The 26084-nt window shown below is 68.7% G+C and carries 19 protein-coding genes, 1 tRNA gene and 1 pseudogene; 13 read left to right on the top strand and 8 right to left on the bottom strand.

Annotation, left to right across the window (positions count from 1 at the left end; genetic code table 11):
- Window positions 1-61: 61 nt before the first annotated feature.
- From ACJH5R_RS18635 to ACJH5R_RS18610, 6 genes are all read left to right on the top strand, one after another.
- The gene (locus ACJH5R_RS18635) at window positions 62-3991 is read left to right on the top strand and encodes a Pls/PosA family non-ribosomal peptide synthetase (RefSeq protein ID WP_406782560.1); all 3930 of its coding nucleotides are present in this window, start codon (window positions 62-64) and stop codon (window positions 3989-3991) included.
- Window positions 3988-5331: a M1 family metallopeptidase gene (locus tag ACJH5R_RS18630; protein ID WP_406782559.1), complete on the top strand. Its 1344-nt coding sequence runs from the start codon at window positions 3988-3990 to the stop codon at window positions 5329-5331. The genes ACJH5R_RS18635 and ACJH5R_RS18630 overlap by 4 nt, the downstream gene beginning before the upstream one ends.
- Before the next feature lie 106 nt (window positions 5332-5437).
- Entirely contained in the window at window positions 5438-6712 is a 1275-nt protein-coding gene (locus ACJH5R_RS18625) for a PPE family protein, SVP subgroup (RefSeq protein ID WP_406782558.1), read from the top strand.
- Window positions 6709-7920, top strand: coding sequence for a PPE family protein, SVP subgroup (locus ACJH5R_RS18620; protein ID WP_406782557.1), 1212 nt, complete (start codon window positions 6709-6711; stop codon window positions 7918-7920). Before ACJH5R_RS18625 ends, ACJH5R_RS18620 begins: the two co-directional genes overlap by 4 nt.
- A gap of 27 nt (window positions 7921-7947) precedes the next feature.
- Entirely contained in the window at window positions 7948-8712 is a 765-nt protein-coding gene (locus ACJH5R_RS18615) for a response regulator transcription factor (RefSeq protein ID WP_406782556.1), read from the top strand.
- Complete coding sequence (locus ACJH5R_RS18610) at window positions 8709-10229, top strand: sensor histidine kinase (RefSeq protein WP_406782555.1); 1521 nt, start codon at window positions 8709-8711, stop codon at window positions 10227-10229. Before ACJH5R_RS18615 ends, ACJH5R_RS18610 begins: the two co-directional genes overlap by 4 nt.
- On the opposite strand, the gene ACJH5R_RS18605 is transcribed toward ACJH5R_RS18610, so the two are convergent.
- Entirely contained in the window at window positions 10209-11504 is a 1296-nt protein-coding gene (locus tag ACJH5R_RS18605) for a TQXA domain-containing protein (protein WP_406782554.1), read from the bottom strand. The genes ACJH5R_RS18610 and ACJH5R_RS18605 overlap by 21 nt on opposite strands.
- A gap of 287 nt (window positions 11505-11791) precedes the next feature.
- Here ACJH5R_RS18605 and ACJH5R_RS18600 point away from each other — a divergent pair, with 287 nt between their 5' ends.
- From ACJH5R_RS18600 to epsC, 4 genes are read left to right on the top strand one after another with little or no spacing between them, the layout of a single operon-like run.
- Complete coding sequence (locus ACJH5R_RS18600; RefSeq protein ID WP_220694953.1) at window positions 11792-12715, top strand: family 2A encapsulin nanocompartment shell protein; 924 nt, start codon at window positions 11792-11794, stop codon at window positions 12713-12715.
- On the top strand, window positions 12702-14354 hold the full coding sequence (locus tag ACJH5R_RS18595) for a family 2A encapsulin nanocompartment cargo protein cysteine desulfurase (protein WP_406782553.1): 1653 nt from the start codon (window positions 12702-12704) through the stop codon (window positions 14352-14354). The genes ACJH5R_RS18600 and ACJH5R_RS18595 overlap by 14 nt, the downstream gene beginning before the upstream one ends.
- Window positions 14355-14388: 34 nt before the next feature.
- Window positions 14389-15324 carry a cysteine synthase A gene (gene cysK / locus ACJH5R_RS18590; protein WP_406782552.1) on the top strand — a complete coding sequence of 312 codons (936 nt, stop codon included), beginning with the start codon at window positions 14389-14391 and terminating at the stop codon, window positions 15322-15324.
- 8 nt (window positions 15325-15332) lie between these two features.
- Complete coding sequence (epsC, locus tag ACJH5R_RS18585) at window positions 15333-15920, top strand: serine O-acetyltransferase EpsC (RefSeq protein ID WP_406782551.1); 588 nt, start codon at window positions 15333-15335, stop codon at window positions 15918-15920.
- 8 nt (window positions 15921-15928) lie between these two features.
- Here epsC and ACJH5R_RS18580 read toward each other — a convergent pair.
- Window positions 15929-16699 (bottom strand): annotated as a pseudogene (locus ACJH5R_RS18580) (class I SAM-dependent methyltransferase); the annotation flags it as partial.
- 136 nt (window positions 16700-16835) lie between these two features.
- Window positions 16836-17468 carry a TetR/AcrR family transcriptional regulator gene (locus ACJH5R_RS18575; RefSeq protein ID WP_406782550.1) on the bottom strand — a complete coding sequence of 211 codons (633 nt, stop codon included), beginning with the start codon at window positions 17466-17468 and terminating at the stop codon, window positions 16836-16838.
- A 74-nt stretch (window positions 17469-17542) separates the two neighbouring features.
- Between ACJH5R_RS18575 and ACJH5R_RS18570 the strand changes: the two genes are divergently transcribed.
- Window positions 17543-18439, top strand: a complete 897-nt coding sequence (locus tag ACJH5R_RS18570) for an alpha/beta hydrolase (RefSeq protein WP_406782549.1) — start codon at window positions 17543-17545, stop codon at window positions 18437-18439.
- On the top strand, window positions 18426-19061 hold the full coding sequence (locus ACJH5R_RS18565; RefSeq protein ID WP_406782548.1) for a maleylpyruvate isomerase family mycothiol-dependent enzyme: 636 nt from the start codon (window positions 18426-18428) through the stop codon (window positions 19059-19061). Before ACJH5R_RS18570 ends, ACJH5R_RS18565 begins: the two co-directional genes overlap by 14 nt.
- A gap of 24 nt (window positions 19062-19085) precedes the next feature.
- Here ACJH5R_RS18565 and ACJH5R_RS18560 read toward each other — a convergent pair.
- Together ACJH5R_RS18560 and ACJH5R_RS18555 are read right to left on the bottom strand one after the other, a co-directional pair.
- A tRNA-Thr gene (locus ACJH5R_RS18560) sits at window positions 19086-19161 on the bottom strand.
- Window positions 19162-19190: 29 nt separating this feature from the next.
- The gene (locus ACJH5R_RS18555; RefSeq protein WP_406756873.1) at window positions 19191-20417 is read right to left on the bottom strand and encodes a DNA polymerase III subunit delta'; all 1227 of its coding nucleotides are present in this window, start codon (window positions 20415-20417) and stop codon (window positions 19191-19193) included.
- Window positions 20418-20468: 51 nt separating this feature from the next.
- Here ACJH5R_RS18555 and ACJH5R_RS18550 point away from each other — a divergent pair, with 51 nt between their 5' ends.
- The gene (locus tag ACJH5R_RS18550) at window positions 20469-22112 is read left to right on the top strand and encodes an adenylate/guanylate cyclase domain-containing protein (RefSeq protein ID WP_406756924.1); all 1644 of its coding nucleotides are present in this window, start codon (window positions 20469-20471) and stop codon (window positions 22110-22112) included.
- Between the two features lies 1 nt (window position 22113).
- Here ACJH5R_RS18550 and topA read toward each other — a convergent pair whose 3' ends face one another.
- The 3 genes from topA to ACJH5R_RS18535 form a co-directional block, all read right to left on the bottom strand.
- Window positions 22114-24930, bottom strand: a complete 2817-nt coding sequence (gene topA / locus ACJH5R_RS18545) for a type I DNA topoisomerase (RefSeq protein WP_406756872.1) — start codon at window positions 24928-24930, stop codon at window positions 22114-22116.
- 116 nt (window positions 24931-25046) lie between these two features.
- Window positions 25047-25658 (bottom strand): hypothetical protein, encoded by a 612-nt coding sequence (locus ACJH5R_RS18540; RefSeq protein ID WP_406756871.1) that lies wholly within the window; start codon window positions 25656-25658, stop codon window positions 25047-25049.
- A gap of 126 nt (window positions 25659-25784) precedes the next feature.
- Window positions 25785-25988, bottom strand: a complete 204-nt coding sequence (locus tag ACJH5R_RS18535) for a cold-shock protein (protein ID WP_005138711.1) — start codon at window positions 25986-25988, stop codon at window positions 25785-25787.
- Between the last annotated feature and the right edge of the window lie 96 nt (window positions 25989-26084).

Below are 26084 nucleotides of genomic sequence, written 5' to 3'. Positions count from 1 at the left end.
ACGCGCCGAGCGGACGGTGACGCGCTGCACGCCCCGACCGTGCTGGGTACGTTCTACAGTCGTGCCCTCACTGCAAGTCCCCGCGCAATATCTGCGCGGCTCCTCGGCGCCGCAGCCCCGCACCCTGATCGACATCCTGCAAGAGACCGCTGCCCGCTACCCCGATGCGCCCGCCATCGACGACGGCAACGTGGTGTTGACCTATGGCGAGCTGATCGAGGACATCGCCGACAGCGTCGCGTGGCTGGCCGCCCGCGGACTGGGCCGTGGCGATCGCATCGGCATCCGGATGCCGTCGGGCAATTACGCGCTGTACGTGGCGATCCTGTCCGCGCTGGCCACCGGCGCGGCCTACGTGCCGGTGGACGCCGACGATCCGCCCGAGCGCGCCGAGCTGGTGTTCAACGAGGCCCAGGTCGCGGCGGTCATCACCGAACAGGGCCTGACCCGCGGCCCCGGCGCGTCCCGCGGCTGGCGGGCCACGGCACCGCAGACCAGCGACGACGCCTGGATCATCTTCACCTCGGGATCGACCGGCACCCCGAAGGGCGTGGCGATCACGCACCGCAACGCGGCGGCCTTCGTCGACGCCGAAGCTCAGCTGTTCTTGCAGGACAACCCGATCGGGCCCGGCGACCGGGTACTGGCCGGACTGTCGGTCGCGTTCGACGCGTCCTGCGAGGAGATGTGGCTGGCCTGGCGCTACGGCGCCTGCCTGGTGCCGGCACCGCGATCGCTGGTGCGCAGTGGCATGGATCTGGGCCCGTGGCTGGTGGCGCGGGACGTGACCGTGGTGTCCACCGTGCCCACCCTGGCGGCACTGTGGCCCGCCGAGGCACTGGAAGCGGTACGGCTGCTGATCTTCGGCGGCGAGGCCTGCCCGCCGGAGCTGGTGTCTCGGCTGGCAGTGGACGGCCGCGAGGTGTGGAACACCTACGGCCCCACCGAGGCCACCGTGGTGGCCTGCGCGGCGCAGCTCGACGGCACCGGCCCGGTTCAGATCGGACTGCCGCTGTTGGGTTGGGACCTGGCCGTGCTCGGCCCCGACGGGGCGCCGGTGTCCACCGGCGAAGTCGGCGAGCTGGTGATCGGCGGTGTCGGACTGGGCCGCTACCTGGACCCCGACCGAGACGCCGAGAAGTACGCGCCGCTGCCCACCCTGGAATGGCCGCGGGCCTACCGCAGCGGCGATCTGGTGCGGCTGGACGCCGACGGACTGGTGTTCTGCGGCCGGGCCGATGACCAGGTCAAAGTCGGCGGCCGCCGCATCGAACTGGGCGAGGTGGACAGCGCGCTGGTGACACTGCCCGGCGTCAGCGGCGCCGCGGCGGCGGTGCGGACCAGTGCCGCCGGGACCCCACTGCTGGTCGGCTATCTGGTCAGCACCGATCCGGACTTCGACCTCGCAGCCGCCCGCGCCGAGCTGGGCCGGCGGCTGCCCGCGGCGCTGGTCCCCCGGTTGGTGCTGGTCGACGAACTGCCTACCCGCACATCGGGCAAGGTGGACCGCGAGGCGCTGCCGTGGCCGGTGGGGCCGGAGCCGGGTGCCCCGGCCGGCTGCGGAGTTCTCGGGGACGACCCGGACAGCACCCTGGGCTGGCTGGCCGGACTGTGGCGCGACGTGCTGGGCGCCCCGGTCGACGACGAGCAGGCCGACTTCTTCGCCCTCGGCGGCGGATCGCTGCAAGCCGCACAGCTGGTGGCCGCCGTGCGGCAGCGTTACCCGCAGACCACCGTCGCCCAGCTCTACGACCGTCCGCGCCTGGGCTCTTTGGCCGGCTTTCTCGATGACATGGGCCGCAGTGATCCCGGCGCGGAGGGGCCATCCCGCGCGGTGGAGCCTACGCCGTGGCAGACCCAAGCCGCACAGGTGCTGCTGTCGGTGCCGCTGGCCACGCTGACCGGGTTGCAGTGGGTGACCTGGCTGGCACTGATCAACAACGTGGTGGCGGCGGTGCACCCGTTGCCCTGGCTGGCGCGACTCGACTGGTGGTGGGTGATCGCCGCCTTCGTGCTGTTCGTCACCCCGCTGGGCCGGATGGGCATCGCCGCGCTGGGGGCGCGCGCCCTGCTTTCCAACCTGCAGCCCGGAACCTATCGGCGCGGCGGTCCCGAGCACCTTCGGGTCTGGATCGCCGAACGGCTCGCCACCGCCGGCGGCGCCGAGAATCTTTCCGGCGCACCGTGGCTGGTGTATTACGCGCGAGCGCTGGGTAACAAGATCGGCGAGGGTGTGGATCTGCACTCCGCCCCGCCGGTGACCGGGATGTTGACGCTGGGCCACCGGTGTTCCATCGAGCCGGAGGTGGACCTGACCGGGCATTGGATCGACGGCGATACGTTCCACGTCGGTCCCGTCACGGTCGGCAACGACGCCACCATCGGTGCCCGCACCACGCTGCTGCCCGCTGCCTCGGTCGGCAAGGACGCCGATGTCGCTCCCGGCTCCGGTGTGGTCGGCGAGGTGAAGAAGGGCCAGTACTGGACCGGCTCGCCGGCGGTGAAATCCGGTAAGGCGCACCATCCCTGGCCGGATCACCGGCCGCCGCCGCGCCCGGTGTGGGCCGCGGTGTACGGATTGACGTCGATCCTGCTGGCCGGCTTGCCGTTGTTGGCTTTAGGTGTCGGGCTGGCGGTGCTCGGCTGGGCGGTGCGCGATTGCGCCACGCTGGCCGACGCGATCCGGCCGGCGATGCTGGCCACCCCGCCGGCCGCGCTGATCGCGATGCTCAGCTACGCCGCCTTGACCGTGATCGGGGTGCGGTTGTTGTCGATCGGGCTGACGGAGGGCTACCACCCGGTGCGCAGCCGGGTGGGTTGGCAGCTGTGGGCCACCGAACGTCTGATGGACGCCGCGCGCGACTACCTTTTTCCGGTGTACGCCAGCTTGATCACGCCGTGGTGGCTGCGATTGCTGGGGGCCAAGGTGGGCGACGGTACCGAGATCTCCACCGCGCTGGTGATCCCGAAGTTCACCACGATCGCCGACGGCGCCTTCCTGGCCGACGACACCATGGTGGCCTCCTACGAGTTGGGCGGCGGCTGGATCCACGTCGCGCCGGCCACCATCGGCAAGCGCGCATTCCTGGGTAATTCCGGGATCACCCAGCCGGGCAGGCGGGTCCCCGACAACTCCTTGGTGGCGGTGCTGTCGACGGCACCGCACAAGGCCAAGACCGGCTCGTCGTGGCTGGGCAGCCCGCCGGTGCGCCTGCGGCGCAAGGCCGCCGACCTCGACGCCGAGCGGACCTTCGAACCACCGCTGCGGCTGAAGATCATGCGCGCCGTCATGGAGACGTTCCGGCTGATCCCGGTGGTGGTCACCTTTGCGATCGGGGCCGCGGTTTTGGGCACGTTGCAGTGGGGGGCAACACGGTTCGGCTACGGCTGGACCGCGCTGGGCAGCGGTGTCACGCTACTGGCCGCGGGCGCGGTGGCCGGCGGCAGCGCGGTGGTGGCGAAATGGCTGATCGTGGGCCGGATCCGGGCGTCACAGCGCCCGCTGTGGTCGTCGTTCGTGTGGCGCAACGAGGTCTCCGACGCTTTCGTCGAAACCGTTGCCGCCCCGTGGTTCGCCCGGGCCGCGACCGGCACCCCGGTGATGAACCTGTGGTTGCGGGCCCTCGGCGCCACCATCGGCCGCGGCGTGTGGTGCGAGACGTACTGGCTGCCCGAAGCCGACCTGGTGACGCTGGGTGCCGGCGCGACGGTGAACCGCGGCTGCGTGGTGCAGACCCACCTGTTCCACGACCGGATCATGCAGATGGACACCGTCACCCTGGACGCGGGCGCCACCCTGGGGCCCAACTGCGTGGCATTGCCCGCGGCCCGGGTCGGCGCCGGCGCCACCGTCGGGCCGGCCTCGCTGGTGATGCGCGGTGACGAGGTGCCGGCGGCGACCCGCTGGCAGGGCAATCCGATTGCGCCGTGGCAGGTGTCGGGCAAGAAGCGCGGCTCGTCGGCCGCCGCGAGCCAGGAGCCCGCGGCATGAGCAAACCCACGAAGGCAGCCAAGGCCCCGGTGCCTGTTCTTGACCCCTATCTGCCCAGCAGCGGCAACAGCGGCTACCGGGTCTCGCGCTACGAGCTCGACCTGGAGTACAAGGTCAGCAGCAACCGACTCTCAGGCACCGCGACCATCACCGCAGTCGCCTTGGTAGCACTGCGCGAGATCACCCTGGACCTTGCCGACGCACTGTCGGTGGCCAAGGTGTGGGTCAACGGTCGCCCCCCCGCCCGGTTCGCCACCTCGTCGGCGAAGCTGCGAATCACGCTGGCCGCCACGGTGCCGCCCGGTGCCGCGCTGGTGATCGTCGTCCGGTACGCGGGGTCACCCCGCCCCAGCGAAACACTTTGGGGTGAAGTGGGTTTCGAGGAGCTATCCGATGGCGCGCTGGTCTCCGGACAGCCCAACGGAGCACCGTCGTGGTTCCCCTGTGACGATCGCCCCTACGCCAAGGCCAGCTACCGGATCCAGATCAGCACCGACAGTCCCTACTACGCGGTCGCCAACGGCGAACTGATATCGCGGCGGACCCGGGCGACTCGTACCACCTGGACCTACGAGCAGCCCGAGCCGACGCCGACCTATCTGGTCACCCTGCAGATCGGCCGGTACGTGACCCGGCAGCTGCCCGGGTCGGCGGTGGCAATCCGTGCGGTGCTGCCCGCCCGGCTGCAGACCGAGTTCGAGCGCGATTTCACCGACCAGGCGCAGATGGTGGAGCTGTTCGTTCGGCTGTTCGGTCCCTACCCGCTGGCGGCCGGCTACACGGTGCTGGTGACCGACGACAACTTGGAGATCCCCCTTGAAGCACAGGGGATTTCGATCTTTGGGGCCAACCACTGCGACGGCACCGGGGCATCGACACGACTGATCGCCCACGAGCTGGCCCACCAGTGGTTCGGCAACAGCGTCACGTTGCGGCGCTGGAGCGATATCTGGCTGCACGAAGGCTTCGCCTGCTACGCCGAATGGCTGTGGTCCGAGCATTCCGGCGGGCCGAGCGCCGACCAATTGGCTCGGCGATATCACCGGCAACTGGCAGGGCTGCCACAAGACCTGCTGTTGGCCGATCCCGGGCCTGCCGACATGTTCGACGACCGGGTCTACAAACGCGGCGCGATCACCCTGCATCTGCTGCGCGGACGGCTGGGCGACGATGCTTTCTTCGCCCTGCTGCGCGACTGGACGTCGCGCTACCGCCACGGCAACGCCGGCACCGAAGACTTCACCGCGCTGGCCGCCGGATACGCGGGCGAACCGCTGCAGTCGTTGTGGCAGGCCTGGCTGTATTCCACTGCAGTTCCCCCGCTGGCAGCGCCGCGTTAACCAAACCCGCCCGGCAGATATGTGTTTCGTATGAGTCATCGCTGCAGAGTTGCCCGGTCGTAGCGGCCGAAAATAGCGTCAGATATCGGCGATCGAGGAGTAGCCGATGAATTTTGCAGCGCTGCCACCTGAAGTCAACTCCGGGCTGATGTACACCGGAGCGGGCTCAGGACCCATCCGCGCCGCCGCAACAGCCTGGAAAACCATGGCCGCCGAACTCGAATCAGCCGCCAACAACTACCGCACCATCATCGCCGGACTCACCGACCAAACCTGGCAAGGGCCCTCCGCAGCAGCCATGGCAGCCGCCGCAACCCCCTACGCCACCTGGATGAGCACCACCGCCACCAAAGCCGGCCACGCCGGCACCCAAGCCGCCGCCGCCGCGGTCGCCTACGAAACCGCCTACGCCATGACCGTGCCCCCCGCCGTCATCGCCGCCAACCGCGCCCAACTGGCCACCCTGATCGCCACCAACTTCCTCGGCCACAACACCCCCGCCATCGCCGCCACCGAAGCCCACTACAGCGAAATGTGGGCCCAAGACGCCACCGCCATGTACGACTACGCCACCAACGCCGCAGCAGCCACCCAACTGCGCACCTTCACCGCACCCGCCGAGGACACTTCGGGCGGCTCGTACGACGGCGCCGGCGAGGAAGGCTTGTTGCTGAACATCCTGGTCGCACTGTTGGAGGTGGACAGCATCGCGCCCTTCGAAGGCGGCGGGGCGGGACTGGAATTCGGCGGCCTGGCGATCGAAACAGCCAGCCTGGCGCCGTTCGCGGGCCTGGGCTTCACCGGCGATTTCGGCGCCGCCGGCGGCCTGGGCCTGCTCGGCGAAGCGGTGCCCATCGGTGGTGCCCTGGGTATTGGCCCGGTCGCCATGGGAACGGCGCCCTCCGCCGGCCTGGTCAGTGCCGGCCGAGCGACAATGCCCTGGGCCGGTGTGGGCAAAGCGTTACCGCTGGGCGGATTGTCGGTACCGCGGGCCTGGGCGGCGACCGCGCCCGCTGCACTGCGCGAAATCACCTTGCTCTCAGCACAATCCAGCGCTGTTTCAGCAGCGGCGACTGCGGCCCGAGCCGATCTCCCCTTCGCCGAGATGGCTCTGGCCGGCGCGGCCGGCCGGGCGCTGGCCGGCACCGTCGGCGCCGAACGCCGTTCCCCGTCGACTACCGCGTCGGTGACCACGCCGCAACAGGCGGACCCGGAACCAGTCCAGGAGCCGGAAGACACCGTGACGGGTGTGGAGGTCCTTGCCGAACTGCGCGGGCTTGCCGAACTGCGCGACGCGGGCGTCCTCAGTGACGAGGAATTCCACCGGCAGCGCGAACGTGTCATCGACACGTTCGTCGGCGGGGCGGCGGGTGGCCAGTGAATTTTGCGGCGCTGCCACCTGAAGTCAACTCCGGGCTGATGTACACCGGAGCGGGCTCAGGACCCATCCGCGCCGCCGCAACAGCCTGGAAAACCATGGCCGCCGAACTCGAATCAGCCGCCAACAACTACCGCACCATCATCGCCGGACTCACCGACCAAACCTGGCAAGGGCCCTCCGCAGCAGCCATGGCAGCCGCCGCAACCCCCTACGCCACCTGGATGAGCACCACCGCCACCAAAGCCGGCCACGCCGGCACCCAAGCCGCCGCCGCCGCGGTCGCCTACGAAACCGCCTACGCCATGACCGTGCCCCCCGCCGTCATCGCCGCCAACCGCGCCCAACTGGCCACCCTGATCGCCACCAACTTCCTCGGCCACAACACCCCCGCCATCGCCGCCACCGAAGCCCACTACAGCGAAATGTGGGCCCAAGACGCCACCGCCATGTACGACTACGCCACCAACGCCGCAGCAGCCACCCAACTGCGCACCTTCACCGCACCCGTACCCAACACCGCCGCCGACACCGGCGACGGTGCGGTGTCGCCGGGCCTGCTGTTCGACATGATCAGCGCGGTTTTCGAGGTCGGCAGTGTCGGGCCGTTCGGGGCGATCGGCCTGGGCGGCGCGTTCGGCGGCTTGGCGATGACGCTGGGAGAACTCGCCCTTCCCGAAGGAGCCGAACTGGGAGCGCTGGGCCTGATCGGTGAAACCGCGCCCACCCTAGGCGGTTTGGTTCCTACCGCGAGCCTGGCCGGGACTGGCACGGCGTGGGCCAGTACCGGCAAGGCGATGCCGCTGGGCGGAATGTCGGTGCCGCGAGCCTGGGCGGCGGCCGTTCCCTCGGCATTGCGCGAAGCCACCCTGGTATCGGCACCAGCCGGTAGCGCCTCCGCGGCAGCGGGGCCGATGGCGACCGCCGCCAAGCTCCCGTACTCCCAGATGGCCCTGGCCGGCGCGGCCGGGGGCGCCTTGACCAACCCAGTCGGGACCGAACGCCGAACCACCCGGCCCCATCTCACCGCAACGCCCAAGCGGGCAGCAGAGCCCGAAGATCCGGACGACTCGGTCAAGCTCGGCAAAGCCGACAAGTCGAAAGCCATCGGTGTCGTCGCCGAACTGCGCGCGCTGGTCGAATTGCGGGACTCGGGCATTCTGTCGCCGGAGAAATTCGCCCAGCGAAAGCAACGTCTGCTCGGCGAATGACCCCGAATCGGTGGAAAATGGCGACCGATGGCGGGTAACACGGACGGTCAGCCTCCGCGCAAGGCGATCCTCGGGCAGCTTCCGCGGATCTATCGACACGACGGATCACCGATTCGGGTACTGCTGGTTGACGACGAGCCGGCCCTGACCAACCTGGTGACGATGGCCCTGCATTACGAGGGCTGGGTGGTCGACGTCGCCCATAACGGACGCGATGCCGTCGCCAAGTTCCACGGCGGTGCTCCCGATCTGCTGGTTCTGGACATCATGCTGCCCGATATCGACGGGCTGCAGATTCTGCAGCGGGTTCGCGAATCCGACCCCTACACGCCGACACTGTTTCTCACCGCCCGCGACTCGGTGACCGACCGGGTGACCGGACTGACCTCGGGCGCAGACGATTACATGACCAAGCCGTTCAGCCTGGAGGAGTTGGTGGCCCGCCTGCGGGGGTTGCTGCGCCGGTCCAGCCAGCTCACACCACCGGTGAACGAGGTCCTCACCGTCGGCGATCTGACGTTGGACGGCGCAAGCCGGCAGGTCACCCGCGGCGGCACCGCGGTGGCGTTGACCACGACCGAGTTCGAACTGCTGCGTTTCCTGATGCGCAACCAGGGGCGGGCGTTGGGTCGTGCGGAGATCTTGGACCGGGTCTGGAACTACGACTTCGCCGGCCGCACCAGCATCGTCGACCTCTACATCTCCTACCTGCGTAAGAAGGTCGACGCCGACCGGGCGCCGATGATCCACACCGTGCGCGGTGTGGGGTACATGTGCAAGCCGCCGGAATGACCGCCGCTCCGAGCCCACCCCGCTGGCGTCCGCGTGGCTTACGCCGTCAGTTGGTGTTGGGGGTGTCGGCGGTCGTCACGGTGGTGTTCGTGGCGGTGGGTGCGGTGTCGGTGTTGAGCCTGCGCACCTATGTCACCGCCACGATCGACGCCGATCTCTACGAGTCGCTCAACGCCTTCGGCCACTATTTCGCCGACTATCGCCACGTGGACAACGTGGTGAGACCCGACGGCCAGTCGAACATCGGTGCGGCCATGCTCGGTTTCAGCGATCAGACCCCGGGCAACGTACTCGCGGTGCTACGCGACGGCGTGGTGATCGGGGCGGTGGTGTTCACCAAGCGCGATCCGTATCCGGCGCCCGCCGACGTGGTGGCCACGATTGCCGAGCGGCACTGGACGAGTGGTCCGCCGCAGACGGTGGAGCTGGGCAGTCTGGGCTCCTATCGGGTGAGCACCCGCGCGGTCGACGACGACCTATTGTTCATCGGCGGATCGATGCACCTGGCAAACCGTACCGTCGATCGCCGAATGGTCGCTGCCTCAGCGCTTTACACCTTGGCACTGTTGGTCACCGCAGGGTTGACCATCACGGTGGTCAGCTACGCGTTGCGGCCGCTGCGCCGGGTCGCGGCGACTGCCGCCTCGGTTGCGGCGATGCCACTGGCCGAGGGTGACGAGCGCATCACCATCAGGGTGGCCTCCGGCGACGTCGACCCGAACAACGAGGTGGGAATCGTCGCCGGCGCCCTGAATCGCTTGCTGGACAACGTCGACAGCGCCCTGGCCTATCGCAGTGATGCCGACCGGCGCATGCGGCAGTTCATCACCGACGCCAGCCACGAACTGCGGACGCCGCTCGCGGCGATCCAGGGCTACGCCGAACTGACTCGGCAGGACAGCGCGGCCCTGCCGCCGACCACCGAGTACGCCCTGGCCCGCATCGAGTCCGAGGCGCAGCGGATGGCCTCGCTGGTGGAGGAGCTGTTGTTGCTGTCACGGCTCGGCGAAGGCCAGGACCTGCAGCTCGAAGATGTCGACCTGGCCGATCTGGTGCTCGACGCGGTCAACGACGCGGCCGCCGCCGCACCGAACCACCACTGGATCAACGACCTGCCCGAGACCCCGGTGTGGGTTCGCGGCGATCGCGCGCGGCTGCACCAAGTCGTCACCAACCTGTTGAAGAACGCCTGGGTGCACACACCACCCGGGGTGACGGTAACGACGGCCATCACCGCGGACCACGGCGGAGTCGGTGGGCCTGCCGCGGAGTTGACGGTGGCCAACGACGGGCCCGGTATCGACCCCGACCTGGTACCGCACCTTTTCGAGCGGTTCGTCCGGGCGGACAAGGCCCGCTCCGGCGAATTGGGCAGCACCGGGCTGGGTCTGGCGATCGTCTCCTCGATCGTCGACGCCCACCGTGGCTCGGTGGGTGTGGAGTCGACCGACGGCTGGACGGTGTTTCGGGTGCGACTGCCGCTGGTGGATCCGCCGCTAGGCGGATCGGGCCGCTGACCGCGGCCGTCGCGACCGGTGCGGCAAGGCCCGTTGGGACCAGGTCAGGTCGAAGTCGACGACCAGCGCGGCCGGAACCGCCAGCGCCACCGGGGTGAACATCTGCGAGTCCTGTTCTCCGGCAATGCCAGTGAGGACCCGGCCGCCGTAGCCGTCGTCGGTACCGGGCACCGTGACGCGTACCCGCGCCGACACCGCACCCGGGCGCGGGCGCAGGTAGAAAACGCTGCCCGGCTCCACCGGGCCGGTCAACTCGTTGCCGTCGGCGTCCAGCAGCACCGCACCCTCGGCGCTCAGGGCGGCAGAGTCGGCGACGGACAGGCGCAGCGGCCCCACCAGACCGTCGGACAGGGTGGCAGAGGAGACGTTCAGTCCGGGTGCGGTGGTGCGCGCCCGGGCCGCCCCGGCCAGCAGATACCGGTAGAGGGCCACGATGCGGTCGGCGTTGCGATAGGTGCTGGTGCCGTTGAGCCAGAAGTCGACGTCGCCGAGGGTGGCCGACGTCCCGGGCCCGGCCACCGACAGGCGGTAGAACCGGTGGCCCCCGACGGTGGCACCCACGCCGAGCGCCTTGCGATGAGCGCCGGCGGCCGGGGCGGCCAGCCGCGACGAGGGCACCTCTCGCCAGCTACGGCCGTCGTCGGACTTGTGCAGGGTCACCGTCACCGGCTCCGAGGCGACCAGTTCCAGGGTGTAGCCGCCCAACTCGAGGGCCTCTTCGAACTCGACGGTCACCCCGTCGGCGTCGCGCAACACCCGCACCGGCTCGGTGCGGGCACGGGTGTCCAGCTTCAAGCCGTTGGTCAGCCGCCAGATCGCGGCCTGGGTGCCGGCTATCGCCTCGTGCTCGGTGATGTTGCCGCGGCCCAGCCGGTGGCCGGCCTCCCGCAGCCGTCGACTCAACTCGACGGTGGTCAGCCGCGGAACCGAGTTGCGCAGGATCCAATCGACCTGAACTTCGCGGGGGTCCCGGTCCCCGGAGCGCAGATTCGGAACCGCCGACCAGGTATCGATCCGGTAGGCCGACGGGCGGGTCGGGGCGATTCCGTGAAAGTCCAGCGAATAGGCCGCGATGCCGGGGTTCAGCCGAATCAGATCGGTGCGCGCGCTCGTCCCGTCGGTAAACACGATCCGGTCGACGGTGTGCGAATACGTGCCGCCGTGATAGCGGGTCATTCGATCGATATCGACGGCCGGGCGGGGTTGCACCCTGCGGCGGACGGTCACCGTCGGTTCGGTGTCGAGAACGGGAAATAGGGAGGTTGAAACGGTCATGCCGAGTCGACTTTCTGGTCTGAAGCGCGCACGGCAGCATCTCGCCGAGAAAAAGGGCGGGCTGCGACGCTAAGGAATCAGGGCGTCAGAGAATCAACAACAACAACACGCGGCGAGGCGGCACAAAGCGTGCGGCTGTGGCAGCGTGATGTTCGACATACACATACCCTACGACATGTACCGCAGCGGCGCGAACTGCGAGGGATTCAATTCGCCCTGAGCGCAACTGGTGGGCAAACCCGGACCATGGTCCATGATTGGCGCCGTCACTCATCAGGAGGAAAGCAATGACGTCCGCTCAGAACGAATCTCAGGCGCTCGGGGACCTCGCCGCACGGCAACTCGCCAATGCGACCAAGACTGTCCCGCAACTGGCCACCATCACGCCGCGCTGGTTGCTGCACCTGTTGAACTGGGTCCCGGTCGAAGCCGGTATTTACCGGGTCAACCGGGTGGTCAACCCCGGCCAGGTCGCCATCGCTGCCGAGCAGGGCGCCGGTTCGACCGAACCGCTGCCGCAGACATTCGTGGATTACGAGACCAGCCCGCGCGAGTACACCCTGCGCTCGATCTCCACGCTGCTTGATGTGCACACCCGGGTCTCCGACCTGTACTCCAGCCCGCACGACCAGGTCGCTCAGCAGCTGCGCCTGACGATCGAGACCATCAAGGAACGCCAGGAGTTCGAGCTGGTCAACAACCCGGAGTACGGCCTCCTGGCCCAGGTCACCCCGGAGCAGACCATCTCCACCCTGACCGGCCCGCCCACCCCCGACGACCTGGACTCGCTGATCACCAAGGTGTGGAAGACCCCCGGGTTCTTCCTGACCCACCCGCTCGGTGTGGCCGCCTTCGGCCGCGAAGCCACCCGCCGCGGAGTGCCACCGGTGGTGGTGAACCTGTTCGGCGCCCAGTTCATCACCTGGCGCGGCATTCCGATCGTGCCCAGCGACAAGGTGCCGGTGGAGGACTCCAAGACCAAGATCCTGCTGGTGCGCACCGGCGAGGAGCGCCAGGGCGTCGTCGGGTTGTTCCAGCCCGGCCTGGTCGGCGAGCAGGCCCCGGGCCTGTCGGTCCGGTTCACCGGAATCAACCGGTCGGCGATCGCCTCCTACCTGGTCACGCTGTACAACTCGCTGGCCGTGCTCACCGACGATGCACTCGCTGTGCTCGACGACGTCTCGGTGGACCGTTTCCATGAGTACAAGTGATCGCGGGCCGGTAAACCCACCGGTCAGCGCCGCTGAGCTGGAGGTACTGGCCAATCAGCTGTATGCCGCCCGGCCCGGCCCGGACTCACCGCCGCAGACCACCGCGGTGGCACCGCGGGGCGGTGTGCCCGACCCGTCCGGGCTGCTGCCGCCCGGGTTGGCCGACCTGTCGGCGTTCGCGGTGCCGAGCGGCATCGTGCCGACCGTGCCCGGGGTGCTGGCCGGCTTCCCGGCCGGGGCTGTCCCGGTCGCGCCGCGCGGATCGGCCCCCGGCTGGCCCGGGGGCGCCCCCGCGATTCCCCAGCTGAACTGGCACGACACGCCCGCGCCGGCTGCGGGCGGCGACGAGGCGAACTACGCCTTCTTGTCCCCCTCCGTGCCGGCCGCCGAACCGGCTCCGACGGTGCCGGACTCGCATGAGGTCTTCGACGTCAACGCGGTGCGGGCCGACTTCCCGATTCTGCGCGAGACGGTCAACGGCAAGCCGTTGATCTGGTTCGACAACGCCGCCACCACACAGAAGCCGCAGGCGGTGATCGACCGGCTGTCGTACTTCTACGCCCACGAGAACTCCAACATCCACCGGGCCGCACACGAACTCGCGGCCCGCGCCACCGACGCCTACGAGGACGCCCGCGACACCGTGCGGCGGTCCCTGGGGGCAGCGCGCAGCGAGGACATCGTCTTCGTGCGCGGCACCACCGAGGCGATCAACCTGGTTGCCTATGCCTGGGGCGGCAAGAATCTGGGCCCCGGCGATGAGATCGTCATCACCCATCTGGAGCACCACGCGAATATCGTTCCGTGGCAATTGATCTCGAAGCAGACCGGGGCGATTCTGAAGGTAGCCCCGGTGGACGACGCAGGCAACCTGCTGCTGGGCGAATTCGAGGACCTGCTGGGCCCGCGGACCAAACTGGTTGCCGCCACGCATGTCTCCAACGCGCTGGGCACCGTCACCCCGGTGCACGACATCGTCGAACTCGGACACCGCTACGGCGCGCGGGTGCTGATCGACGGGGCGCAGTCGATCCCGCACATTCCCATCGATGTGCAATCACTGGGCGCGGACTTCTTCGCGTTCTCCGGACACAAGATCTTCGGTCCCACCGGTATCGGAGCGCTCTACGGCACCGCCGAGGCGCTGGCCGAGACGCCGCCGTGGCAGGGTGGAGGCAACATGATCGCCGACGTCACCCTGGAACGCTCTATCTATCAAGAACCGCCCAACAAATTCGAGGCGGGCACTGGAAACATCGCCGACGCGGTCGGCCTGGGCGAAGCCCTGCGTTATGTGGAGCGGGTGGGCATCGAACGCATCGCCGCCTACGAGCACGCCCTGCTGGAGTACGCCACCCCACGCCTGGCCGACATCCCCGGGGTGCGGCTCGTCGGTACCGCCGACGAGAAGGCCAGCGTGTTGTCGTTCGTGCTGGCCGGCCACGACCCGGTGGAAGTGGGCAAGGCGCTCAACTCCGAAGGCATCGCGGTGCGCGCCGGTCACCACTGCGCGCAGCCGATCCTGCGCCGCTACGGCCTGGAGGCCACCGTGCGACCGTCGTTCGCGTTCTACAACACTTTCGAAGAGATCGACGTCTTCATCAAGGCCGTACGGCGTATCGCCGAAGGGAGCGCCTAGCACCTATGGCGGCCTTGGCAGGAAAGGGCATTTGATGGGCAGGATCTACGACAACGTCACCGAGTTGATCGGTCATACCCCGCTTGTGCGACTCAACCGGCTGACGGAGGGCCTGGGCGCCCAGGTGGCGGCCAAACTGGAGTTCTACAACCCCGCCAACAGCGTCAAGGACCGCATCGGCGTCGCGATCATCGACGCCGCCGAGCAATCCGGCCAGCTACGCCCCGGGGGCACCATCGTCGAGGCCACCAGCGGCAACACCGGCATCGCCCTGGCGATGGTCGGCGCCGCCCGCGGCTACAAGGTGATCCTGACCATGCCGGACACCATGTCCACCGAGCGCCGGGTGATGCTGCGCGCCTACGGCGCCGAGATCGTGCTGACTCCCGGCTCGGAGGGCATGGCCGGTGCGGTGGCCAAGGCCAAGCAGATCGTCGCCGACACCCATAACGCCCTGTCCGCAGACCAATTCGCCAACCCGGCCAACCCGGCCATCCACGAACGGACGACCGGCGAAGAGATCTGGAAGGACACCGACGGCGCGGTCGACATCTTCGTCGCCGGCATCGGTACCGGTGGCACGCTGACCGGCGTCTCGCACACCCTGCGGGCCCACAAGCCCGAGGTCCAGATCGTCGGCGTGGAACCCAAGGACTCCGCGATCCTGCACGGCGCCGACCCCGGTCCGCACAAGATCCAGGGCCTGGGCGCGAACTTCGTCCCCGAGGTGCTCGACCGCGACTGTTACGACGAGATCATCGACGCGCAGTTCGACGACGCCATCCGGGTGGCTCGCGCGCTGGGCACCGAGGAGGGGATCCTCGGCGGAATCTCGGCCGGTGCCAACGTGTGGGCCGCCCTCGAGCTGGCCAAACGCCCCGAGAACGCCGGGAAGCTGATCGTGGTGGTGGTCCCCGACTTCGGCGAGCGCTACATCTCCACGCCGCTGTTCGAACACATTCGGGAATGATCACACCGATGAGTGGTGTGATGGCGCGGCTGCGCGAGGACCTGCGCAACGCGCGCGAGCATGACCCGGCCGCGCGCGGGGACTTCGAGAACGCGCTGGTCTATTCGGGTCTGCACGCGATCTGGTCGTATCGAATCGCGCACCGGCTGTGGGCCAGGCCGGCACTGCGCGGGGTAGCCCGCCTGCTGGCTCAGGCCACCCGATTCGCCACCGGCATCGAGATCCACCCGGGCGCGACCATCGGGCGGCGGTTCTTCATCGACCACGGCATGGGCGTGGTGATCGGCGAGACCACCGAGATCGGCGATGACGTCATGGTCTACCACGGCGTCACCCTCGGCGGACGTTCGCTGAGTCACGGCAAGCGCCACCCGACCATCGGTAACGGTGTCACCGTGGGCGCCGGCGCGAAGGTCCTCGGTCCTATCACCGTCGGAGACGGCAGTGCGATCGGCGCCAATGCCGTTGTCACCCAGGATGTCCCGGAGGATTGCATCGCCACCGGAATCCCGGCTGCGGTGCGCCATCGCACCGAGAAACAGCGGGAGCCGCTGGTGGACCCGACCAGTTACATCGACCCGGCGATGTACATCTAAAGCCACGTTCAGGGCAGCGGTTCCGCGGCGATCACGTAGTCGTGACCGTGCCGCAGGCCACCGTCGCGCGCGAGGACGATCAGCGCTCGAAGCCGTAGCTCTTCGACATACTGGAGCATCGAGCTGCCGACTGCAGAGGAATTGAAGCGTTCAAGTCGCCTGCGGCACATATCAAGCTGGCCGTTGACATGACGGGACCCGTATCGGATCGGAAAACGTCGGCTCTCCACGACCCGGAACCCGGCCCGTTCGAGCTGGCGCAGCATCCATTCGAGGGGGTACTCACGGTAGGGCCGCTCGCCGGCCAGCAACAGGCACGCGTCGCGGACCCGGCCGATTTCCCAAATGATGCGGCCGCTTTCGGTCTTGGGCTTGTACTGAACGTAGGGTTCCAGCCCGATGACATAGAGCCGGCCATTGTCGGCGACCAGGGGACGCAATCGGGCGAACACCTGATCCTGCCAGTACGGGGCAAAGCCCTCGATCGCGCCGACGAGATAGTCGACCAGCACGGTGTCGAAGGTTTCGCCGGCGAGCAGGCCGTCATCGATCCAGTTGCCGACCAACAGCCGGTCTTGTGACCGGATTCCGTCGCCGAGTGCCGCACGTACCGCGTCGGCCATGCCGGGCGCCGCGGTGATCGCCGTCCATCGGTCGGTCGACAGCGCCTGGATCCACTGCAGGGACTTCACTCCAGCGCCGGAATCCAACATGGCACCCCATGCTCGATCGGCGTGCAGGGTCTCGACGTAGCGAAACAGTGACGACACTGCGGGTTTGGGATTGGCGTACAAGGAAATCGCTCACTTCGCGTCGTGGTGTCCGCACGTCTACAGCCGTGTGGACCAGGGCCGCGTTGCGCGGTCTCAGCGTAGCGCGATTTGACCCTTATTGACAATCATTATCAATAATGGCTCAGGCGCGCGTTTGGATTCCGGCCAGCAGGAGCTCCAAGGCGCCGGCGAAGTCGGCGGTCGCCGTCGTGCGTTGACTGACTCTGCTCAGCGCGGCGATGTGGCTATGCTCGTCGCCGGCCAGCTCACCGATCCGCCCGGCGACCTCGCGCTGCCGTTGATCGCGATCGCCGCCGGCTGCCGGACCGGCCAGCTCGACCTGCGCACTGCCCATCACCAGGCTCAGCACCGCCCGAAATGCGACAAGCAACCGATCCTCGGACAACCCGCCACGACTCAGCGCCTCGATCAGACAGTCAGCCGCGGAATAACTCGACGGCGACATCGTGCGGCGGGTGAGGACCAGCGGTATCGCGTTGGGGTGACTGCGAACTGCCCGCCACAGCGCCGTGGCGATTGACCGCACATCGTCGACCCAATCGTCGCTCGCCACCGGAATCTCGACGCCGGCGATGACCGCCTCGGCAACCAGGTCCTCTAGGCCTTCACGGTTGGGCACGTAGTTGTAGAGCGTCATCGGGCCGGTGCCCAACGCTGTCGCCAGCGACCGCATGCTCAGGCCGGACAAGCCTTCGCCGTCGACGATGCGCAGCGCGGCCGCCTGAACTTGAGCCAGCGTGAATCGGGCTCGCATCGCCACCTCCCCTCTTGACACGTACGGTGTACGCAATATACAACACGTACAGCGTACGTATAAAAGGAGGCGACATGTCGTGCACCACTGTCAGCATCGGATTCGACTCGGAAGGAACTCACTGCGCGGCCTGGCTCACACTGCCCGACGGGCCCGGCCTACACCCGGTGGTAGTACTCGCGCACGGGTTCGGCGCCAATCACACGATGTCCCTCGGTCAGTACGAGCAGCACTTCGCCGGGGCCGGTATCGCGACGCTCGCGTTCGACTACCGCCACACCGGTGAATCCGGCGGGCTACCTCGGCAGCGTCTCAGCCTGAGCCGCCACCGTCAGGACATCCGCGCGGCGATCGACTTCGCGCGGAGCCGTACCGAATTGGACTCCGCCCGGATCGCATTGTGGGGCACCAGCCTGGGCGCGATGCACGTGCTCAAGGTCGCGGTCGGGCGGGCCGATCTGGCCGCGGTCGTGGTGCAATGCCCCATCGTCGACGGACCGGCAACATTGCGTCGGCTCGGACTCGGGGCAGCGCTGCGACTCGGGCCGGCGATGCTCGCGGATGCGGCCCGGCGACTGGTCGATGCCACACCGTATTACGTGCCCATCGTGGGTCCGCCGGGGAGCACGGCCGCGGTGACCGTCGCCGGGTCCTTGCAGGGCTGGAACGGCGTCGTGTCGCCAGGCGGGTCATTCGACAACCGGGTCGGCACCTCGGATGTACTCGGTATCGCGTTCAGCAGTGCCCTGCGGTCGGCCCGTGAGATTGCGGCACCGTTGCTGGTGTGCGTCTGCGAGCGTGACAACCTGATGGACCCGCGTCACGCCGTCACCGTGGCAGAGCGCGCCCCGCGCGGACAGGCCCGCCACTACGACAGTGATCACTTCGAGGTCTACCACCCGCCCCTGCTGGACAGAATTCTGCTCGATCAGACCGAATTCTTGCGGGGGTGCTTCCATGCAATCGCGTAAGTTGCTCTACCAGAACGACATCCGGTTTCTCGCGGCAGCCGGGGAATGGACACCGGCACAGTGGGCGCAGCCGAGTCTGTGTACGCACTGGAGGAACCACGATGTGTTGGCGCATCTGGCACTGGGCTATCGCGCCTCGGGCACCCAAATGGCGGTGTCGATGTTGCGCCGTGGCGGCTCGTTCGACTGGTCCAATGCGGTTCTTGCGCAACGACTTGCCCAACGTCGGTCACCGGCGGAGCTGCTCGAGGACTTTGCCATCGGGATGTCAGCCCCGCGCGGCTTGGGCAGGATCTTCCCCAGAAGGCTGCTGCTGGGCGATCACGTGATCCACGAGTTGGACATCCGGTTCGCGCTGGGACTGGACTCCACCGTCGGGCCGGTGCAACTGGCCGCGGTGCTCGACACCCAGGTGCACCTACCGAATCCGTTCATCCCTTCACGGGCGTGGGCCCGGGGACTGTCACTGCGGGCCGAAGACCTGGACTGGAGGCACGGCGACGGGCCCACCGTCGCCGGGAACGCCGCACACCTGGCCTCGGTACTCGCGGGCCGCCCGTGGGCGCTTCAGCATCTCCACGGGGACGGAGTCGATGTGCTGCGGGATCGATTGGCCGGCTGACGACGGCCGGAACTGGAAGAAGAATGGAGCCACCTAGGAGAATCGAACTCCTGACCTATTCATTACGAGTGAATTGCTCTACCGACTGAGCTAAGGTGGCGCGCCCCGCCTAAACCGGGCCGGGTCAGTCTACAGGTCGTCTCGCAGCGCCTGCCCCACGGTGGCCACCATGGCTCCCACGGCAAAGCGGGGCTTGACGTTGGCCGCCAGGGCGTCGCGGCATTCGAGCACCGCCTCGATGCAGCGCAACAGCCGATCCGGCGACGCGTGGGCAGCGATCGCCGCGACCGCATCGGTCATGTCCGGGTGGTTGGGCCGGGCGACGCCGGCCGAGGCCGTGGCGGCCAGCAGGGCGTCGCGGAAGTAGGTGGCCAGATCGATCAGGGCCCGGTCCAGCGCATCGCGTGAGGCCCGGGTCTGACGGGACTTCTGCCGGCGCTCCAGGTCCTTGATCACCCCGGCGGTGCCGCGCAGTGTTCCGGCGGTGCCCTTGCCGGTGCCGCCGGCCCCCAGCGCGGTGCGCAGTTCCTCGGTTTCGACCTCGGCGCGTTCGGCGGTCAGATCCCGGGCCTCGGACTCCGCCGCGGCCACCAACTCGTCGACCGCGGTGAACGCCCGCGACGGGGTCGCCGCGTCGCGCGCCAGTGACAGCGCGCGCTGGCGGCGCTGGCGGGCCTCGGAATCGGTGGCCAGCCGCCGGGCCCGTCCCACGTGGCCGCCGCTGACCGCGGCCGCCCAGTCCGCCGTCTCGCGGTCGAGCCCGTCGGCCTCGATCAGCACCTGGGCGATGGCCGCCGGCGGCGGCGTCACCAACGCCACGTGGCGGCACCGGGACCGCAGCGTGATCGCGATGTCCTCGGGGTCGATCGAGGGGGCGCACAGCAGGAACACCGTCGAGGGCGGCGGCTCCTCGACGACCTTCAGCAGGGCGTTGCCCGCGCCCTCGGTGAGCCGGTCGGCGTCCTCGACCACCACGATCTGCCAGCGGCCGGTGCCGGGCCGGCGGGAGGCGGCCTGCACGATCGCCCGCATCTCGTCGACGCCGATGGACAGTCCCTCCGGCACCACCCGCCGCACGTCGGCGTGGGTGCCGGCCATCGTCGTGGTGCAGGCCCGGCACTGTCCGCAGCCGGGCCCGCCGTCGGATTCGTCGGCGGTGCACTGCAGCGCCGCGGCGAAACACACCGCCGCGATCGACCGGCCCGAACCGGGCGGGCCGGTGATCAGCCAGGCGTGGGTCATACCGCCGGCGGTCGTGCCACTGTGTGCTGAATCACGTCGCGATGCCCGCGCGGCAGCCAGCAGGTCGGCTTCGACCGACTGCTGGCCCACCAAACGCGCGAAAACCCCGGACATCATCGGTCACAGTAGTGGCTTGACCGGACATTCGGACTCGGGCTTTGTCGGCTGGCCCGATACGGTGTGCTGGTGAGCACCACGACCCTGGTCGGGCGGATCAACCGATTCGTCCGCTGGGTCGTGCGCACACCCTGGCCGGTTTTCACACTGAGCATGCTGCAGGCCGACATCATCGGTTCGCTGTTCGTGTTCGGTTTCCTGCGCTTCGGCCTGCCCGAGGAAGACCGGATCAACCTGCAGGACCTGCCGCGGCTGAACCTGGCGCTCTTCGCGATCGTGCTGCTGTGCCTGTTCGGCCTCGGGTTCTCGATCAGCACCGCCTTGCTGATGCCGGTGTTCCGCTGGCAGCGCCGGGAGGCGCTGCTCGCCGATCTCGAGACCAACGGCGACTCCGATCCCGCCGATACCGAGCTGGCCCGGTCCCGGGCGCTGCGGATGCCGTTCTACCGCTCCCTGATCAGCATCTGTTACTGGACGGTCGGCGGGGTGGTGTTCGTCGTCATCAGCTGGCAGGTGGTGCACGACGTGGTGCCGGTCGTGGTCACCGCCACCGCCCTGGGTGCCGCCGCCACCGCGATCATCGGCTACCTGCAGTCCGAGCGCGTGCTGCGGCCGGTCGCCGTTGCGGCCCTGCGCGACGGCACCCCCGAGAAGCTGCGGGCGCCCGGAGTGATCCTGCGCCAGCTGCTGACCTGGCTGCTGTCGACCGGGGTGCCGGTGCTGGCGATCGTGCTGTCGGTGCTGGCCGGCAAGGCGTCGTTGCTCAACGCCTCACCGGACAAGCTGTTCACCCCGATCCTGCTGATGGCGCTGGCCGCACTGGTCATCGGGCTGGCCGGCACCGTGCTGGTGTCGATGTCGATCGCCGACCCGCTGCGCCAGTTGCGCTGGGCGTTGGGCGAGGTGCAGCGCGGTAACTACAACGCGCACATGCAGATCTACGACGCCAGTGAGCTCGGCCTGCTTCAGGCCGGGTTCAACGACATGGTGCGTGACCTGGCCGAGCGGCAGCGGTTGCGCGACCTGTTCGGCCGCTACGTCGGCGAGGACGTAGCCCGGCGTGCACTGGAGCGCGGCACCGAGCTGGGCGGCCAGGAGCGCGACGTGGCGGTGCTCTTCATCGACTTGGTGGGTTCCACCCAACTGGCCGCGACACGGCCGCCCAGCGAGGTCGTCAACCTGCTCAACGAGTTCTTCCGGGTCGTGGTCGAGGCCGTCGGACGCCACGGCGGTTTCGTCAACAAATTCCAGGGTGACGCGGCGCTGGCCATCTTCGGTGCGCCCATCGAGCACCCGGACGCCTCAAGCGCGGCCTTGGCGGCGGCCCGCGAACTGCATGACGGCCTGCTTCCGGTGCTCGGTTCCGAAGAGTTCGGCATCGGGGTGTCGGCCGGGCGGGCCATCGCCGGCCACATCGGCGCCCGGGCCCGTTTCGAGTACACCGTGATCGGCGACCCGGTCAACGAGGCCGCCCGGCTGACCGAGCTGGCCAAGCTGGAGGACGGCCACGTGCTGGCTTCGGCGGTCGCGGTCAGCGGCGCGGTCGACGCCGAGGCGCTGTGCTGGGAAGTCGGCGAGATCGTCGAGCTGCGCGGGCGCGCCGCTCCCACTCAGCTGGCGCGGCCCCTGAATCTCGCAGCGCTGGAAGTGATCCCGGCCGAGGGCGCCGAGACCGCAGCCGCCGCGGACTGACTCAGCTCTTCGAAGCCTTCTTCGCGGCTGCCTTCTTTGCCGGTGCCTTTTTCGCGGGCGCCTTGCGGGCGGTCTTCTTGGCAGCCTTCTTCGCCGGTCCCCGCGCCCGCCGGTCGGCGAGCAGCTCGGCGGCACGCTCATCGGTGATCGTGGCCACCTCGTCGCCCTTGCGCAGGCTGGCGTTGGTCTCACCGTCGGTCACGTACGGACCGAACCGGCCGTCCTTGATCACCATGGGCTTGCCGCTCGCCGGGTCAGCACCCAGCTCCCGCAGCGCCGCAGTCGCAGCTGCTTGGCGGCCACGGCGTTTCGGCTCGGCGTAGATCTTCAGCGCCTCTTCGAGGGAGATCTCGAAGATCTGCTCTTCGGTGGCCAGCGACCGAGAATCGGTGCCGCGCTTCAGGTATGGCCCGTAGCGGCCGTTCTGAGCGGTGATCTCATCGCCGGACTCGGGGTCGACGCCGACCACCCGCGGCAACGACAACAGCTTCAGGGCGTCGTCGAGTGTCACGGTTTCCAGGCTCATGCTGCGCAGCAACGAACCGGTGCGGGGCTTGGGGCCGACCGGCTTCTTGCCCTTCTTGGCGGTGCTGCCGGACTCGTCGTCGGGCGGCGGCGGCAGAACTTCGGTGACATACGGGCCGTAGCGGCCGTCCTTGGCGACGATCTCGTGCCCGGTGGCCGGGTCGACACCGAGCGGTCGGCCCTCCTGCGGGGTGGCGAAGCGTTCCTCGGCCAACGCCAGAGTCAGCTCATCCGGCGGCAGCGAGTCATCCAGGTTGGCCCGCTGCGGGGTCGGCTCGCCGTCGTCACCGGTGACCATGCGCTCCAGGTAGGGCCCGTTCTTGCCCACCCGCACGTAGACCGGTCGTCCCTCGGCGTCGTCGAACAGCTTGATCGAGTTGATCTCGCGGGCGTCGATGCCCTCCAGGTTCACCCCGACCAGCTTCTTCAGGCCGCCGGCCCGAGAGATCGAGCCCTCCACCCCGTAGTCGCCGCCGAAGTAGAAGTTGTGCAGCCAGTCCGTGCGACGCTGGCGCCCGGCGGCGATCCCGTCGAGCTCGTCTTCCATCGCCGCGGTGAAGTCGTAGTCGACCAGGCGGCCGAAGTGCTGCTCGAGCAGGCCTATCACGGCGAACGCCACCCAGGTCGGGACCAGGGCGCTGCCCTTCTTGTAGACGTAGCCGCGGTCCTGGATGGTCTTGATGATCGAGGAGTACGTCGAGGGCCGTCCGATGCCCAACTCTTCGAGCGCCTTGACCAGCGAGGCCTCGGTGTAGCGCGCGGGCGGGTTGGTGGCGTGGCCATCCGGGTTCGCCTCGCTGGCGTCCACTCGCTGGCCCTGGGTCAGCTGCGGCAGCCGGCGCTCGGCATCGTCGGCTTCGCCGCCGGCCAACTCGTCGACGGTCTCCACGTAGGCCTTGAGGAAGCCGGGGAACGTGATGGTGCGGCCGCTGGCGGCGAACGTCACCTGCTCGCTGCCGGACTGCCCCCCGATCCGCAGACTGAGCGTGGTGCCGCGGGCGTCAGCCATCTGCGAGGCGACGGTGCGCTGCCAGATCAGCTCGTAAAGCCGGAACTCGTCGCTGCCCAGCTCGTTGCGCACCGCGTCGGGGGTCGCGAACGTCTCGCCGGCGGGCCGGATCGCCTCGTGGGCTTCCTGGGCGTTCTTGACCTTGCGGGTGTACTGCCGCGGCGACGGCGAGACGTACTCCTCGCCGTAGAGCTGGCGGGCCTGGTTCCGTGCAGCATCAATGGCCGACTGCGACAGCGTCGTCGAGTCGGTACGCATGTAGGTGATGTAGCCGTTCTCGTAGAGCCGCTGGGCGATACTCATCGTCCGCTCGGCGGAGAACCGCAGCTTGCGGCCGGCTTCCTGCTGCAACGTCGAGGTCATGAAGGGTGCGTAGGGCCGCCGGGTGTACGGCTTCTCCTCCGCGGACGTCACCGACAACGACGCGCCCTGCAGCCCTGCCGCCAGGGCGGTGGCCGCGGCTTCGTCGAGCACTCGGACCTCGGCGGGCTTCTTCAGTGCCCCCAGCGAGTCGAAGTCGCGTCCGCTGGCCACCCGCAGTTCGTCGACGGCGACCAGCCGGGCGGTGAAGTTGGGCGGGGACGCCGTCGGGTCGGAGACACTGGCGTCCAGTTGGGCGACCACGTCCCAATAGGAGGCACTGCGGAACGCCATCCGTTCGCGTTCACGCTGCACGATGATGCGGGTGGCGACCGATTGGACGCGGCCCGCCGAGAGCTTCGGCGCGACCTTCTTCCACAGCACGGGGCTGACCTCGTAGCCGTACAACCGGTCCAGGACGCGCCGGGTCTCCTGCGCGTCCACCAGGTCGATGTCCAGGTCACGGGGGTTCTCGGCGGCGTTGCGGATCGCCGGTTCGGTGATCTCGTGGAACACCATCCGTTTGACCGGGATGCGCGGCTTCAGGGTCTCCAGCAGGTGCCAGGCGATCGCCTCGCCCTCCCGGTCACCATCGGTGGCCAGATAGAGCTCGTCGACGTCCTTGAGCAGGCCCTTGAGCTCGGCAACGGTGCTCTTCTTGTCGGGGCTGACGATGTAGAGCGGTTCGAAGTCGGCGTCGACGTTGACGCCCAGGCGCGCCCACGCTTCGGTCTTGTACTTCGCCGGCACGTCGGCGGCGTTGCGCGGCAGGTCCCGGATGTGCCCTCGGGAGGACTCGACAACGTAGTTACGGCCCAGGTAACCCGCAATTTTCCGTGCCTTGGTGGGCGACTCGACAATGACGAGCCGCCGCACGGGTGTCTTATCGCCATTGCGGGCGCTCACCGTTTCAGAGTCAGCCACCTTGCGCTTACCACTCCACTTCTGTCCGCACCGCCGCGTCACGCCGCCAGTGGACACCTGACAATCTCGCACTCACGACCGCGCCGATGCAAACCGGCGTTCAGCAGTGCATTCTCTCAAAACCCGTCCGCATAGCCCGGGATCGTGGCTCCGACACGCGGCCATTGGCTCAACGCCTCGGGGTCCGCGGGTGATTCCCCGACGTTTTCTACCAGCCGCGACAACCTACGGCGGCCGGTGATCCGCAACGCCGGATGACCCCCGCGGGTGCCGATCAGGGTGGGCGCGATGCCCACCCGCATCATGGCCGAAGCCAGCGGCTCGAAGGTGTCCGGCGCGTGCGGGTCGAGCCCGAGCAGGTATCGGTCGCCTTCGGCGGAGCCGGCCGCCAGCGTCCACGCCCGCAGTTCACGCGGACCCGGCAGCCATTGCGGCGGGACGGTCTTGACCGCACCGCGGGTCCACGCCTGGGCCAGCACACGCAAGCGTGTGTCGACCGCGGTCCGCACCAGCGGGGTGTCCTCCTCGGTGCGGGTGACCTCGGACAACAGACCGGCCTGGCCGATCAGCTCGGCCAGCGCCACAGCTCGCCACTGGGCGTCGACCACGACCGACAGTCGCGCTCCATCGCCCGCCACGACGATCTGCCCCGGGCCAGCCAGCACCCCGGTGAGGTCGGCGACGCTGGGCGGCACCGACTCTGCCGAAAAGAAGGAAAGCTGGCTCACGTCACCGACAGTAAGCCGGTCCACCGTCCGGCGGCATCCGGGGAGGTCTTACCCGCCCGAAACGAAACCCCCCGGCTTAGCTCCGTTGGCGGGAGCTGCCCGGGGGGTGACGTCAAATTCCGTGGCTCAGACGGCGCGGACGCCCGTGGCCTGGGGGCCCTTGGGGCTCTGCCCGACCTCGAACTCCACCCGCTGGTTTTCCTCAAGGGTGCGAAAGCCGCTTCCCTGGATCTCCGTGTAGTGGACAAACACGTCTGCCGAGCCGTCCTCTGGTGCGATGAAGCCGAAGCCCTTTTCCGCGTTGAACCACTTCACAGTTCCCTGTGGCATTTGTCGATCTTTCCTTACTCTTCTTGCCCGGTGCGGTACGCACCGTTGTTCGGGGCACCGCATTTCGCTGCCCCGGGCCTGTTCCGACCGCCGTAC

Origin of the sequence: Mycobacterium sp. SMC-19 (assembly GCF_045310815.1) — a bacterium.
GTDB lineage: Bacteria > Actinomycetota > Actinomycetes > Mycobacteriales > Mycobacteriaceae > Mycobacterium.
The sequence above is the reverse complement of the archived record's forward strand: the minus strand, read 5'-3'. Positions and strand labels throughout refer to the sequence as shown.